This window comes from Aestuariivirga sp. (genome assembly GCF_044238155.1).
Classification (GTDB): Bacteria; Pseudomonadota; Alphaproteobacteria; order Rhizobiales; family Aestuariivirgaceae; genus Aestuariivirga.
The window spans coordinates 16435-30475 of the sequence record NZ_JBIIDX010000017.1; the positions used below are offsets into that span (position 1 = coordinate 16435).

General features: G+C 58.4%; 12 protein-coding genes. 4 read left to right on the forward strand and 8 right to left on the reverse strand.

What is annotated here, in order from left to right; all coding sequences use genetic code 11:
* Positions 1–3 precede the first annotated feature (3 nt).
* From iolE to ACILRN_RS03160, 3 genes are read right to left on the reverse strand one after another with little or no spacing between them, the layout of a single operon-like run.
* Complete coding sequence (iolE, locus tag ACILRN_RS03150; RefSeq protein WP_395685458.1) at positions 4–897, reverse strand: myo-inosose-2 dehydratase; 894 nt, start codon at positions 895–897, stop codon at positions 4–6.
* Positions 898–901: 4 nt separating this feature from the next.
* Positions 902–2746 carry a 3D-(3,5/4)-trihydroxycyclohexane-1,2-dione acylhydrolase (decyclizing) gene (gene iolD, locus ACILRN_RS03155; protein ID WP_395685460.1) on the reverse strand — a complete coding sequence of 615 codons (1845 nt, stop codon included), beginning with the start codon at positions 2744–2746 and terminating at the stop codon, positions 902–904.
* A 49-nt stretch (positions 2747–2795) separates the two neighbouring features.
* On the reverse strand, positions 2796–3755 hold the full coding sequence (locus tag ACILRN_RS03160) for a MurR/RpiR family transcriptional regulator (protein WP_395685463.1): 960 nt from the start codon (positions 3753–3755) through the stop codon (positions 2796–2798).
* 127 nt (positions 3756–3882) lie between these two features.
* On the opposite strand from ACILRN_RS03160, the gene ACILRN_RS03165 reads away from it, so the two are divergent.
* The 4 genes from ACILRN_RS03165 to ACILRN_RS03180 all read left to right on the forward strand — a co-directional run bounded on the left by ACILRN_RS03165 (position 3883) and on the right by ACILRN_RS03180 (position 9142).
* Positions 3883–5319 (forward strand): NAD-dependent succinate-semialdehyde dehydrogenase, encoded by a 1437-nt coding sequence (locus tag ACILRN_RS03165; protein WP_395685465.1) that lies wholly within the window; start codon positions 3883–3885, stop codon positions 5317–5319.
* Between the two features lie 7 nt (positions 5320–5326).
* The gene (locus tag ACILRN_RS03170; RefSeq protein WP_395685467.1) at positions 5327–6148 is read left to right on the forward strand and encodes an HpcH/HpaI aldolase/citrate lyase family protein; all 822 of its coding nucleotides are present in this window, start codon (positions 5327–5329) and stop codon (positions 6146–6148) included.
* Between the two features lie 5 nt (positions 6149–6153).
* Positions 6154–7125, forward strand: coding sequence for a hydroxyacid dehydrogenase (locus ACILRN_RS03175; RefSeq protein WP_395685469.1), 972 nt, complete (start codon positions 6154–6156; stop codon positions 7123–7125).
* A gap of 121 nt (positions 7126–7246) precedes the next feature.
* Entirely contained in the window at positions 7247–9142 is a 1896-nt protein-coding gene (locus ACILRN_RS03180) for an alkyl sulfatase dimerization domain-containing protein (RefSeq protein ID WP_395685471.1), read from the forward strand.
* 12 nt (positions 9143–9154) lie between these two features.
* On the opposite strand, the gene ACILRN_RS03185 is transcribed toward ACILRN_RS03180, so the two are convergent.
* The 5 genes from ACILRN_RS03185 to ACILRN_RS03205 form a co-directional block, all read right to left on the reverse strand.
* Positions 9155–10195, reverse strand: a complete 1041-nt coding sequence (locus ACILRN_RS03185; protein WP_395685474.1) for a sugar-binding domain-containing protein — start codon at positions 10193–10195, stop codon at positions 9155–9157.
* On the reverse strand, positions 10164–11219 hold the full coding sequence (locus tag ACILRN_RS03190; protein ID WP_395685476.1) for a hypothetical protein: 1056 nt from the start codon (positions 11217–11219) through the stop codon (positions 10164–10166). The genes ACILRN_RS03185 and ACILRN_RS03190 overlap by 32 nt, the downstream gene beginning before the upstream one ends.
* Positions 11216–12268, reverse strand: a complete 1053-nt coding sequence (locus ACILRN_RS03195) for an ABC transporter ATP-binding protein (RefSeq protein ID WP_395685478.1) — start codon at positions 12266–12268, stop codon at positions 11216–11218. Before ACILRN_RS03195 ends, ACILRN_RS03190 begins: the two co-directional genes overlap by 4 nt.
* A 13-nt stretch (positions 12269–12281) precedes the next feature.
* Complete coding sequence (locus tag ACILRN_RS03200; RefSeq protein ID WP_395685480.1) at positions 12282–13601, reverse strand: iron-containing alcohol dehydrogenase; 1320 nt, start codon at positions 13599–13601, stop codon at positions 12282–12284.
* The coding region (locus ACILRN_RS03205; protein ID WP_395685482.1) for an FGGY-family carbohydrate kinase at positions 13598–14041 on the reverse strand (444 nt) is incomplete at its 5' end. The genes ACILRN_RS03200 and ACILRN_RS03205, both read right to left, overlap by 4 nt.

Below are 14041 nucleotides of genomic sequence, written 5' to 3' on the forward strand. Positions count from 1 at the left end.
TGCTCACGCGACAACCTCATACCCTGCTGCTGTCATCACCCGGATAAGCTCCTTGTGCCCGATCTGAGCCATCTTGAGCGGTGGAGCTTTTCGTGGATCTTGCTCTGCCTCCACAACGAACCAGCCCTCATAACCATATGACGCGAGTTTCTTCACAATTGCCTCGAAATCAAGCGAACCATCACCCGGAACTGTAAAAGCACCCTTGATGACGGCATCTAGAAAGCTTTCTCTGGTTCTGTCGAGCTTGTTGATAACATCCATGCGCACGTCCTTGGTATGTACATGACGGATGCGCTTGTGGTGCTTGTCGATACAGCGAAGAACATTGCCACCTGCAAATGCCATGTGACCAGCGTCAAAGAGCAAAGAGATCGTCGAGTTGGCCATGAGAAGATCAAGTTCGGCCTCAGTCTCGACCACGGCTGCCATATGATGATGATAGACAATGGGCATGCCTTGAGCTTCTACCCATTTTGCGAAGTCCGAGACTTTTCGGCCATAGGCCTTCATCTCGTTCTCGGACAAACGGGGTTTGGTGGCCAATGGCTTTGAGCGGTCACCCTGAATTGAGCGTCCGATCTCACCATAAACGATGCAGGGCGCGCCAACGGCCTTGAACAGATCGACCATGGGCTGAATGCGTTCTTGGTTGGACTCAAGCGAGTCGTCAACCAGTGTGCCGGAAAACCAGCCACCGCACAGCGTGACATCCGCCTTCTTCAAGACGGGCAGCATCTCTGCCGCGGCTGAGGGAAATCGTCTACCCTGTTCCATTCCTGTGAAACCTGCGGAGCGAGATTGCCGGAGGCATTCCTCAAGTGACACATCGTCTGAGAGTTCCGGCAGGTCATCGTTCCACCACGCGATGGGTGACATTCCAAGTTTTGCTTTCATGGCTTCATACTCCAATGCGCTGCTTCTTGCGGATCTCGTTGTGATGTGCACGGGCCTTTTGCACTTCAGGGCGGTCAGATATCTCAGGAACGCCAACATCCCAGTCTGCATCGCCCGGAACCCACGCGAATGCATCAGTTACAATCGAGATGACAGTGGTGCGATCAGTTGTCTTGGCCCATTTCAGTGCTGCATCAAGATCGGCGAGACTCTCGCAGTGGCGGGTGAGTGCACCCATCGAAGCGGCGTGCTTTGCAAAATCGACTGCAAAAGGCTGTTTTACGCGGCTATCCTTGATGAGGTTATTGAAGGAGGGGGTACCCTTGAAATTCTGCAGCCGGTTGATGACTGCATAACCGCCATTGTCGCAGACGATGACGATCATCTTGTGACCGGTGAGTACCGAGGAATAAATGTCAGAATTCAGCATCATGTAGGAGCCGTCACCCACCATCACGATCGTTTCGCCATCGCCCTTCTTGGCCATGGCATGCCCCCAGCCGCCGGCTACCTCGTAACCCATCGCGGAAAAGCCAAATTCAAGATCATAAGTGTTTGGATTCTTGACGCGCCATCCCTTGGCTGTTTCGCCAGGAAGCCCTCCTGCTGCCGTGACCAGCGTGTCATTGGGGGCTGCCCATGTATTCACCTGGCCCACGACTTGTGCGTAGGTTGGAACCGCCGCATTGCTGGGTTTCTGGTGGTGATCAAGAAGCTCGTTCCAGCCTTTGAAAGCGGTCTTGCCCTTCTGCGTCCAGGTAGCATCGGCCTTCCAGACGCCGAGTGCAGCTTCAATTTCCACCACAGTCTCGCGTGCATCGCCAGTAACTGCCAGAGCGCGATGTTTTACTGCATCATAGCGCGCGGCGTTGATCGAGACGAAGCGTGCTTCGTGGCTGAACACCGTCCATGAGCCGGTCGTGAAATCCTGCAAGCGGGTACCAATGGCGATGATGACGTCAGCAACGTTCGCCATTTCGTTTGCGGAGGTTGAGCCAATAACGCCGATCGGGCCCACGTGAGCGGGGTGGTCATGCGTGACTGCTCCCTTGCCAGCGATCGTCTCGGCCATTGGGATACCGTGTTTCAGGGCGAAGTCGCCGACAGTTTTTTCTGCGCCCGAATAGCGAACACCCCCGCCTGATATGATGAGTGGGCGCCTTGCTGATTTGATGAGTGCAACGGCGTCAGCAACTCGGTCACGGTCAGGGCGGGGTCGGGGAATGCTGTGAACGGTTGGTGTGAAGAACGCTTCTGGGTAGTCAAAGGCGATTTCCTGGGTGTCCTGGCAAAGACCGATGAAGGCAGGGCCACAGTCTGCGGGATCGAGCATGCACGCAACTGCCTGTGGCAGGGACGAGATGATCTGCTCTGGGTGGGTAATGCGGTCCCAATAGCGTGAGACAGACTTGAAGGCATCATTGACCGAGATGGTGGGATTTCCGAAGTGCTCTACCTGCTGCAGCACGGGATCGGGCCTGCGGTTGGCAAACACGTCACCTGCCAGGATCAGGATCGGAAGCCGGTTGGCATGAGCGCAACCCGCCGCCGTGACCATGTTGAGAGCGCCTGGGCCGATCGAGGATAGCGCCACCATGATCTGCCGCCGGCGCATGGCCTTGGCGTAGGCAACGGCTGCCAATGCCATGGATTGCTCATTCTGACCACGCCATGTGGGCAACTGGTCCTGTACGCGCTCAAGCGCCTCAGACAGGCACGTCACGTTGCCATGGCCAAAGATGCCGAAAAGGCCGGCGAAGAGAGGCTCTTTCTTCCCCTCGATGAGGGTAAACTGGTTGCACAGGTAGCGCACAAGCGCCTGTGCCATGGTCAGGCGTATGGTGGACATGGGATGGTCTCCGGGTTTGATGTCTTTGTGGAACATTTCATCTATTATTTCAAGTTTTGGAATAATATTTCCATTTTTTGTCGATAGACGGGCGGGGCAGGCGGGCCTTCTGGTCGCGGGCAATTTCCGTGACGCTGGGAATATGTGGAGCCTCTCCGCCAGGCTGGAGGCGGGCTGCCGTGGCAGTCGCCAGGCACTGGATCAGGCATATGGGTGCGGCAAGCGAGCGGGAAAAAGAGTATTCATCCTCCGGCACGGTAAACAGAACCCGGGCGTTCTTGGCGAGCGGGGAGAGCGGACTGTCAGTGATGGCGATGAGCGGCGTGCTGGCTGCTGGGGCAAGGTCGGCGATGCTTACCACCTCCTTGGCGTAGTGGCGGAAGGCTATTGCCACCAGAACGTCATTCGAACCCATGGTGCGAGCCATTTCTGGCGCAAGCCCGCCCGCCGGATCAAGCAGCATGACCCGCCGGTGCAGCATGGTGAGCAGATAGCGCAGCAGGTTGGCCAATGGTTCTGAACGAAGCTGGCCGGCGACATAGATCGTACTTGCGTTGGTCAGCAACTTTGCGGCGCATTCCAGTGCCGTCTCGCTCACGCTTTCCATGAGGCCCTGCAGTGCGGCGATGTCGCGTACCACGAGGTCTCTCAGAAAACCCTTGCTTCCCTGGCCTGCCTTGCGGGACAGTTCCTCTTCGAGGGCGCTGATGCGCTCACGAAAACCCGGTGCTGCTGTGGCAAGCCGGGTTTGGAACACGCTCTGCATGTCCTTGAAGCCGGCGTACCCCAGTCCCTGAGCAAAACGAACAAGGCTGGATGGGTGGACGCCGCATTTCTCGGCAATCGCGTTGATGGACTCGAGCGCTATGATATTGGGGTTCTGTGTAAAGAACCTGGCAATTTGCTGGGAGCCCGCCGACAGTCCGGGGTACTCCTCCGTGATCAGGTCCACGACGCCCTCATAGCTGCGTGGTGTTGCCTGCCCTGCCTTGTCCTTGCCGTCTGGCATCCTATGCTGTCTCGTGCGCTACCCGCCTGCCATAGGGCTCCGGCAAAGCCTTGACAAGAAAAATCCCTTGCCGCAATCAGGATATTGCAACATCTATTGCATAAATGCGCTGGGGTGGGTTTGTCACATGTATGAAACCTATGGCCTGCTGATCGGCGGGCAATGGCGCGCCAGAGGCGGCGCGGGCGTGATCGAGGTCACCGATCCCGCCACGGGCGAGATCATCGGCGCAGTCCCTGCAGCCTCTGCCGCCGATGTCGAGGAGGCGATTGCAGCTGCAGGTGTGGGGCTTAAGGCCTGGCGTGCGACGCCTGCCTGGGTGCGTGCCGACGTGCTTCATAACGTGGCCAGCCTCATGGCCGCCCGAAGCGAGGAGGCGGCGCGCTGTATCACACTTGAAACTGGAAAACCCCTCGCTCAGTCGCGGCGGGAATGGTCACTCTCCCTTGATCAATTCCGTTGGCATGCCGAGGAGGCGCGCCGAATTTACGGCCGGATCGTTGAAAGTCGTGCGCCAGGTGGCCGCATCGAAGTGAGTCACGAACCAGTGGGAATCACTGCAGCCTTCACGGCATGGAACTTCCCGGCATTTCTAGTTGCGCGCAAGGTTGCTCCGGCGCTTGCAGCCGGCTGTTCCATCATTGTCAGACCCTCGCGGGAAGTGCCGGGCACCGCCATGCTTCTCATCGACTGCGTGAAGCAGGCCGGCATTCCGGATGGGGTGGTCAATCTTGTCGTCGGACACGCATCCACGACCTATGATCCCATCATGGCTTCAGCCGCCGTGCGCAAGATTTCCCTCACCGGATCCACAGCGATCGGCCAGCAGATGATCCGCGATTCAGCAGCCACACTAAAGCGTGTATCGATGGAACTTGGTGGCAATGCGCCGGTACTGGTATTCGAGGATGCGCAGGTCGATCAGGTTCTTGACCTCTCCGTGCCCGTCAAGTTCGCCAATGCTGGACAGGTGTGCGTGACAGCTGACCGTTTTTATGTACATGAAACCTTGATCAAGCCCTTCATTGAAGGCTTCACCGCGCGCGCCGCGGCGCTCAAGCTTGGGCATGGTCTTGACGAGTCGAGTCAGATGGGGCCGCTTATCAACCAGCGTCGCGTAGAGGCTATGGAGAAGATCATTGCTGATGCCCGCGCCCGTGGTGGCCGTATTGAGATCGGGGGCGCAAGGCCGCCGGGCCAAAACAAGGGTTTCTTCTTTGCCCCGACCGTAATCACAAACTTGCCTGATGATTCAGTGGCGATGCGCGACGAAAACTTTGGCCCAATAGCCGCCATCACTTCTTTCAATTCAGTCGAAGACGTCTATGCACGCGCCAACAGCAGCGAACATGGTCTTGCGGCCTATGTTTTCACCCGCGATGCCAGGCGCATGCGCGAGGCAGCAGCCCGGCTCGAGGCTGGCATGGTGGGCGCCAACTCTTATGCGCTTGCCACTGCGGAGGCACCCTTCGGCGGCATCAAGGCAAGTGGTATGGGACGCGAGGGCGGTAGTGAAGGCATCCTCGACTATATGAATGTCAAGCTCACGCAGGTCGTGGTCTAGGGGAAACATGATGTCTCGCAACCCGATCCGCCGCCTGTGGACCGAAGGCAAGCCCGCAATCAACGCATGGCTGTCCGTGGGCAATGCCTTCACCGCCGAGATCATGGCCCAACAGGGCTATGACGCGGTCACCATTGATCAGCAGCACGGCTTTCTCGGATATGACGATTTGCGCCCGATGCTGCAGGCCGTGAAGGCCAGTCCAGTGGCGCCCATGGTGCGTGTACCCTGGCTTACGGCTGGCGACATCATGAAGGCGCTCGACGCCGGCGCCATGGGTATTATCTGTCCGATGATCAACAACCGCGCGGAAGCAGAACAGCTGGTTTCCTTCATGCGCTACCCGCCGAACGGACAGCGCAGCATGGGCCCCACCCGCGCTGTCTTTGCGCATGGCAGCGACTACGCGGCCTGGGCAGATGGCGAGGTCCTTTGTCTGGCCATGATTGAAACGGCTGATGGGATGAAAAACCTCGATGAAATCGTGGCCACGCCAGGGCTTGATGGGGTCTACATCGGTCCCGCCGACTTGACGCTTGGGCTCACGGGCCGTCGCCATGCCGTTGGTTTCGACCGGGAAGAGCCGGAGATGGTCGAGGCGATCCGTACCATCCTTGCAAAATCTCATGCGGGGGGTATTCGGGCCTGCCTGCATTGCGGCACTCCGGCCTATGCTGCGCGAGCAATCGGCTGGGGTTTTGATCTGGTGACCCTCTCCAATGATGTTCGCTTGCTGGCCGGAGCTGCCAAAGCGAGTGTAGATGGTGTCAGGAAACTGATCGGAGAACAGGTCGCGGCCGAGGCTGGGCCCAGAAACAGCGGATATTGATTCTCATGCCTCATATTCTGGTTGCCGGAAAGCTTCATCCAGCAGGCGTTGAATGCCTGAAAGCTGGCAAGGACGTCAGCTTCAAGCTCATCGACGAGATTTCGCTGGATTCCTATCTGCCTGATCTGCCGGGAGCTGATGCGCTCATCCTGCGCACCCAGCCACTCACGGCAGCCGCCATTGCCTCGGCGCCTCATCTGAAAATCGTCTCCCGCCACGGGGTCGGTTATGATGCGGTTGATATCCAGTCGCTCACATCCCGCCGCATTCCGTTGTGTATCGTAGGCGATGTCAATTCCCGATCCGTTGCCGAGCATACGCTCACGTTGCTGCTGGCGGTTGCTCGGCGTGCGGTGCCACATGACCGGGCCGTACGCCAGGGTGAATGGACTGTGCGAAACCGTTTCGAGACGGTTGAGCTTGATGGTCGGGCTCTTCTGATCCTTGGGTTCGGCCGCATTGGCCGCCGTGTGGCTGAACTTGCCAAGGCTTTCGGCATGCATGTCTCCGCCCATGATCCGTTTGTTGCCGCAGATGCAATGATCCTGCAGGGTGTCACGCCTGTAACGGATTTGCGCTCTGCCTTGGGTGCTGCAGATTATGTGACGCTGCATATGCCTGGTTCATCAGCCGGTGCGCTGATTGGCAAGCCTGAACTCGCAGCGATGAAACCTGGCGCAATTCTCGTCAATGCAGCGCGCGGTGGGCTGGTGGATGAAGGGGCGCTAGATGAGGCGCTCCGCAGTGGCAGGCTTCGTGGTGCGGGTCTTGATGTTCTGCTCTCGGAACCGCCACCATCGGATCACCCGCTTCTCAGTAACGACCGGGTTCTGCTGAGCCCGCACTCGGCAGGCCTGACTGCGGAATGCGCTGCGAGGATGGCGATTGCCTCTGTGCAGAACGTTCTCGATCACTTTGCCGGAAAACTTGATCCGGCCTTAGTCGTCAATGCCAAAGATATCGATTACAGGGGCTAATGCCCATATAGTCTGGTCATCGTCTTCGTCGTAGTGTTCCTGCGAGGCCCGAGCCGTTCAGCATGATTTGTGCGAGTGTCCTTTCGGTGCCTGGAATCTTGGAAGGGAAAGGGTTCCTGACATGGCAACGCGACGCGATTTTATCACCCGTCTTCCGGCAGCAACCTGCGCAGTGTCGATGGCGGGTGGTTTCGTTTCAGCCACCAAGGTTAATGGTGGCGTGGAAGAGCAGTGGATACAGCAGTCTCTGGTCGAAGAGACGGTTGTCGCCCGCAATGGCGCCATCACCACGCAGGTTGCACTTGATGCAGATGCAAAATGGGGCATCACAGCGCCAAAGGTGTCGGAGGTTGCTCCCGGTGTCTACCTGATGAGCGGATGGGCACTGGGTCACAGCATGGCCATCGATGCGCCCAAGGGATGGATCATCGTCGACACGAGCGATTCGATCCGAGCTGCCCAAGAGATGCGGTCTGCGCTGGAGAAGACAGTGGGCAGGGCAATCCAGGTTGCCGCGATCCTGTACACGCATTGGCACTATACTGACGGTACAACGGTATGGCTCGACGAGGGCGCTGAAATTTGGGGGCATGAATTACTGGATGCCAATCGTAAGGCATCCTCTGGCGTGAGCATCAAGAGTGGTTTCTATCGAGCGAGAGCGGTGGCGCAATTTGGCGTCCTTCACCCTTTGCAGGGCCCTGACGCATTTCCGAACCGGCTTGGGTTTACCATCGAAAAGCTGATGGCCGAGTCAGGTTATGTTGCGCCATCCCGGTTCTTCAGGAATGGGTTGGTGGACCGTCTTGAGATCGCCGGTGAGGAAGTCAATGTCATGCCGAACCGCACCGACACATCCGACAGCGTCGGCTTCTTTTTTCCGAAGCGCAAGACGCTAATTTCGAACTTCATGGTTCCCGGTGGATTTTTCAACATTTACAGCCTCCGCGGTGGCCCGTTTCGCAATCCTGTGCAATTTCTGGAAGATGCACGGTTCTTGGAAACTCATGATGCACAGGTACTTCTTGACCTGCATTCTGCACCCATCATTGGCGAGGAGGCCGTGCGAAAAAGCATTCAAAGGGCTGCCGACCAAGTACAGATCATTCACGATCAGACCTTGCGCTGGATTGCGCGCGGATTTGATGGCCGTGAAGCAGCCGAGCGTATCTACATTCCTGCGGCCATCCGCGACGGATGGGAGAACTACGGACAGGTCGAAAGTCATGTCCGTCAAGTCTATAACGGAACGGTGGGATGGTTTGGGCATGATGTCTATGACATCAATCCTCTTTCCGTGAAGGACGAAGCATCTCGTTTGGTTGCGCTAGCAGGGGGCGTTGATCGAGTCCGGCAAGAGGCCGCATCGGCTGTTCGCATGGGTGGCCTTGCCAATTGGCGCTGGGTGTTGCGCCTCACCACTCTTCTTCTGCAGGCGGAGGCCGGAGATGCTGAGGTCCGCAGGCTGCGGGCCAGCGCGGCACGAGCCCTGGCCCAGCGGACCACATCTGCCAATGCTCGTGGCTGGTACATGACGGAGGCGATGGAACTTGACGGCAGCTTGATGTTGAAGGATCAGCCGGTGAGCATGGACCTGGTGCGGGCCGCGCTCGGCACGCCGAGTCTTGAAGATCTGATCGTCGAACCGGTATCCGTCAATCTTGATTTTCTTCGTTTTCTGGTCGATCCGCGCCTGGCAGAAGGCAAGGACATGACCCTACATCTTGACGTCGACGGCGAAGACATGCTGCAGGTTCTCACGCTGCGCAATGGGGTGCTGCTGTTGAGTGTCATGGATGCTCGTAACCTAGAAGATACCTCACCTATAAGAGTCAGTCGCACTGAACTGGCGGAATTCGTTCTGGGCGAACTTCCAGCGGGCAAGGGTGGCGATGCGGTGGATCGTTTTCAGGCCTGTCTTGACCGCAGTGAACTGGCGTGGGGCCGTCACGTCGTTTCAAGCATTCAGCGACATCTCAAGGATGGCGAGTGGCTCAGTGGTTATGGAGCACAATGAGCGGAGATCCATTCAAGCAGGATCCATTGCAAGAATAGTCTTGGCAGCCTGCTCATCCGTGATGAGGACCTTGCACATGCCGCCTTTGAGGACGCCGTGCAGCACCTGAGCCTTTGTCCGACCGCCTGAGGCGATGACAACGCAGGGAATGGACTTGAGATAGTGAGGCGGCAGGGCCATGGCGCGGGCGTTCAGGGGATGATCGACGAGCTGGCCCTCGACATTGATCCAGTGGGCACAGATATCTCCGACCGCGCCTGCCCGCAAAAGATCATCCACTTCACTTCGTGTGATGAGGCCCACGCGCGACATGGTGCAGCCAGGCGTCAGAGCTCCAACCGAGAGAAAGGCCAGATCCACCTTCGCGCCGCGCTCGAAAATTTCGCGTAGCATTGGCTGGGCGATGAGGAGATTGCGGGTTGACTCTGTATCGGTGAGTGCGGGTGCGGCGACGTAATAGCATTGCCCTCCGAGGAGATCAGCAAGGTGGGATGCAGTCTCGTGTGGGTTCATGGCGGAGCCTCGCGTCAGCCCGCCCAGCAGCGAGACGACCGAGAGACGGTCAAGTCGTCGGCGTGGTACCGATTGAATGGAGAGACGAAGCGTACGCCCCCAGCCTACGCCCACCGACATTCCATTCTTGAGGCGCTGGCTCAGGACGGCCGCTGCCGCAGTGGCAATCACTTGCGGGATCATGTCCTGATCGGGTGGCGTGGGTACGACTACCGCCTCCTGGAGACCAAAGCGTTGGGACAGCCTGTCCTCCAGCTCTACGCAGGACGCGAGACGGCCCGTTATATTGATTTGTACAAGACCCTGGTCACGCGCCTGGGCCAGAACCCTGTTGACCCGCGTACGATTGATGCCGAGCTTCTTGCCAATCTGTGCCTGTGTGAGACCGGCAACAAAATAGAGCCAGGCTGCACGTGTGGCTATCTGCTCCTCGGGGTCGATGTAGTGCCGACTCCCGAGAGAGGTTACCGAACTGGCAAGGATGTCTGCATCGTCCACTTGCTCGTCCTCATGGCTGGTGGAACGCCGCCCACGGAACATCCAGGGGCGAATCCTGGGTCAGAGCGTTAAGCAGGGCCGTGGTAAGCGGCAGGGCGGCGGCATGGAGTTGTCCTTTCGTCATCATGGAGCGGAGGGTCGCTGCAACACTGACGCCAAGTTCGGCACCCTCAATGGTATCGCCCTTCATGGGGCCCTCGCGCACGGCCCTGTAAGTGAGACCACGGCCCAGATTGTGACCGAGCCGCGAATTTCGTCCTGCCTGGCAGGTTACGTAGAGATCACCAGCGCCTGGCATGCCCCACACGCTTGAGTCAGCGCCGCCATGTGCCCGGACAAGCACCATCATTTCACGAACGGCCTGATCGAACAGTATGGCGGTTGCATTGTGGTTGCAGGCGCGATTCGGAGTCTCGGCCAAGTTTTCAAGACGACCGACTGCCCATCCGACCCCGATGGCAAAGAAATTCTTGAATGCCGCACAGATTTCGACACCGACCACGTCCGGGCAAGGCCGGGGATGGTAATAGTCGGTCGCCAGCATACTACACAATGACTGGGCCAGCGTTTCGTCACGCGCAGTTATCACAGTGCCTGTCTGACGGCGAACTGCGAGCTCGCCCGCGATGCAGGGTCCGCCAATTGCAGCAATCGGCAGGGACAAACCCCTGCGGCGTCTCACTTCACTCGCAACATAGTCCGGCAGTGTAGTGAGCCGGTCAGGCTCGGGGTGCATGCCCTTGGTGATCATCACGATGGGAATGGATTTGTCGAGCGTCTCGCATAGCCTATCGATTGCCCATGCCACACCTGCCGAACTGACGCCGAGGATGATCAGGTCACTGTCGCCACCAAGAGCATCTGCGAAGTCTTGGTGATGATAAGCGCTGATTCCTTTTGGCAGTGTCACATTCAGCTTTGGATGGTGACCTGATGACTTGATACTGTCAATGATTTCACGGTCAAGATGGGTGCCGACGAGATGTATCTGATGACCACGATCATGTGCCGGGAGGCACATTGCCGAGCCCATCACGCCAGCGCCAAGAATGGCAATTCTGCTCACACCAGCGCCTTTCCGCTGCTGGCATCAAACAGATGCACCCGGTCAAGTTGCGGGCTGACCTCAATTGCTGTGCCACGCGCTGGCGCAACGCGTTGCTGTGTGACAACACAGATTTCCTTGCCGCCGAATTCGGCGTAGATGTGCATCTCCGGCCCAGTTGGCTCTACGACATTCACCTTTGCGGGGTTGCCAGAGCCCAGCTTGAGATGCTCCGGACGAATGCCATAGACCACTTTCTGTCCTGGCTGAGCACCGTGGCTGGCTGGAAGCGGCAGCAGCGTTCCATCAGATAGCCGTACGCCGCTGCTCGTCACTTCGCCTTCAAGCAAATTCATCGAGGGCGACCCGATGAATTCGGCGACAAAGAGATTTGCCGGCTTATCATACACCTCAAGTGGCGATCCTTCCTGCTCGATGTAGCCATCGCGCAGGATGACGATCTTGTCTGCCATTGTCATGGCCTCAATCTGGTCATGGGTCACATAGACAGTTGTGGTCTTAAGGCGCTCATGAAGCTCCTTGATTTCGGTGCGCATCTGCACACGCAATTTTGCATCGAGATTAGAGAGGGGCTCATCGAACAGGAACACTGCGGGATTGCGCACGATGGCACGCCCCATCGCAACGCGCTGACGCTGACCACCGGAGAGCTCCCGCGGGTAGCGGTCAAGATACGGCTCAAGATTGAGAATCTTTGCGGCCCAACCCACCTTCTCGTCAATTTCAGCTTGTGGCCGCTTGGCAAGCTGCAGGGCAAAGCTCATGTTGTCTCGGACTTTCATATGCGCATAGAGCGCATAGTTCTGGAACACCATGGCGATGTTGCGGTCTTTGGGGTGCACCGTATTGACGCGCTTTCCGGCGATTTCAATGTCGCCTGCCGTCACCGTCTCGAGCCCTGCAATCATACGCAGCAAGGTTGACTTGCCGCAGCCCGACGGGCCGAGCAGGACTACAAAGGCCCCATCATCGATCGTCAGGTCAATGCCGTGCACGACTTCGAGATTTCCGTAGGTCTTCCTGACGTTCTTGATGGTTACCGATGCCATGGCTTTGGTTGTCCTATTGTTCGTCGCGGTCAAGGAAATCGTCGAGGAGACCTGCATCATCCGCCAGGTCGAGGAATGACCAGCGGTTGCGAACGTCTCGGCCATGCTTCATGGCCTTGCGCCAGATCTTGCGGTCAATTCCCAGGTCGGTGGCGGTGGTGGCTCCACCGGCTGCAGAAAGTATGTCCTTCATGCGGCCAGGATCCATCAGCATTGGCCTGAGCTCATCCCGCAACGAGGGCCAGACCTGAGACAGCTTCCGGTTGAACGCCTCGGCGCCCGCACGGTCGTAGGCCTTCTTGCGGGCCTCCGCATAGCAGATTCCACCCAACTCCTGACCGTACCGGGCAAGAAAGTCCTTTTCATTGATGTCGGTGGCGCGGATCAGGGGTGGAGCATCCATCGCCAGCAATTCGTGCTGCAACCGGGCGATTGCCAGTGAGGCGACGCCCACCTGCTGGCCGTGTGTGGTTCCGGGGTGATCCGAGCCGGCAAACATGTCGACCCAGTGCGACACCTGATGTTCGCCCATTGAGCCATGATGCGAGGTGCCGGTGAAACAGACACCAAGGCCGCACAGTGTCAGGACACGCTGCAGATGACCGTGGGCAGTAACGTCACGATTGCGGAGACCCGTGGCGGCTTCCAGCATCCGCGGTTCATCATCGGCGATCAGCGCATAGGGTGTTGCAGAATAGACTGAACCCAGCAGCCGGTGAGCCGCCCACCAGTCAACCTGAGCCGTCGGACGGCACAGCGAGTCGCCCAGCCCGGCTGCCGAAAGCCAGTGAGGTGCGGCCGCCGAGATCTTGAGGTCAAGAAAGATGCCACGTGGTGCGTGAGCGGGAAGCGAGGTCTTGTAGCCATTGGAAAGCGTCACCGAGGCAGTGGTTGCTGCATAGCCATTCATGGATGCCGCGGTGCCAAACACGGCATAGGGCCGTCCATCGAGGAAACTCGCATATTTGCAGGTGTCTGACAGAGAGCCTGACCCAACGGCCACCAGCGCATCCGCATGCCGCGTCCTTTCACGCAGGCTGGCCACGGCCGGCTCATTGCAGTGGGTATCGCCAGGCAGCACCAGTTCATCAATAGCGGCAAGCCTCGAGAGGTGTTTCGCAACACGGCGGCCCATGGCTTCATGGGTGTTGGTGTCAGATACAACCGCAAGGCGCTGACCGAGCTTCAGAGGAGCAAGAACATCTGCCTCACCACCATCGAGGTCTTCCTCGATACGGATGGCCTCGAATGGAACGCTGGCGGCTTCGCCTGTGGCCGGGTCCTTCCAGCGGCCTGACACGACATCTGCGATGAGACTATTCCAGTCAGTCATCGGATTTGGCCGCTGGCAAAGGATACGAGCTTCTGGTTCCATGCAGACAGTTGAGGCCAGAGTTCGGAATATATGGAGAGCAGTTCACGATACCGGCGGGCATTTTTTGCCCGTGGGCGGAAGTTCTTGGAGGGCTTGCCGGACATAGCAGCTGAGGCGGCGGGAATATCCTGATACCAGCCCGCACCGCGCGCAGCTGCCATGGCGGCGCCCAGTGCGGAGGCCTCTGCCGTTTCGAGCCGCCGGACGTCGCGGCCTGAGGCATCGGCAAGAATCTGACACCAGAGATCGGAGCGTGATCCGCCACCCACTGCGGCGAAATGTGTGATCGGTGAAGTCGCTGCGGCCACCTTGTTGGTCATCATGGCCTGTTCGAGAGCAACGCCCTCGAGCAGGGCACGATAAATGTCACCACGACTGTGATTGCCCGAAAGCCCAGC

Bases quoted from the DNA above. Each gene is read 5' to 3' on its own strand.
- iolE (WP_395685458.1), bottom strand. From the start codon at position 897: ATGAAAGCAAAACTTGGAATGTCACCCATCGCGTGGTGGAACGATGAC.
- ACILRN_RS03160 (WP_395685463.1), bottom strand. From the start codon at position 3,755: ATGCCAGACGGCAAGGACAAGGCAGGGCAGGCAACACCACGCAGCTAT.
- ACILRN_RS03200 (WP_395685480.1), bottom strand. From the start codon at position 13,601: ATGACTGACTGGAATAGTCTCATCGCAGATGTCGTGTCAGGCCGCTGG.
- ACILRN_RS03170 (WP_395685467.1), top strand. From the start codon at position 5,327: ATGATGTCTCGCAACCCGATCCGCCGCCTGTGGACCGAAGGCAAGCCC.
- ACILRN_RS03180 (WP_395685471.1), top strand. From the start codon at position 7,247: ATGGCAACGCGACGCGATTTTATCACCCGTCTTCCGGCAGCAACCTGC.
- iolD (WP_395685460.1), bottom strand. From the start codon at position 2,746: ATGTCCACCATACGCCTGACCATGGCACAGGCGCTTGTGCGCTACCTG.
- ACILRN_RS03165 (WP_395685465.1), top strand. From the start codon at position 3,883: ATGTATGAAACCTATGGCCTGCTGATCGGCGGGCAATGGCGCGCCAGA.
- ACILRN_RS03195 (WP_395685478.1), bottom strand. From the start codon at position 12,268: ATGGCATCGGTAACCATCAAGAACGTCAGGAAGACCTACGGAAATCTC.
- ACILRN_RS03175 (WP_395685469.1), top strand. From the start codon at position 6,154: ATGCCTCATATTCTGGTTGCCGGAAAGCTTCATCCAGCAGGCGTTGAA.
- ACILRN_RS03185 (WP_395685474.1), bottom strand. From the start codon at position 10,195: ATGTTCCGTGGGCGGCGTTCCACCAGCCATGAGGACGAGCAAGTGGAC.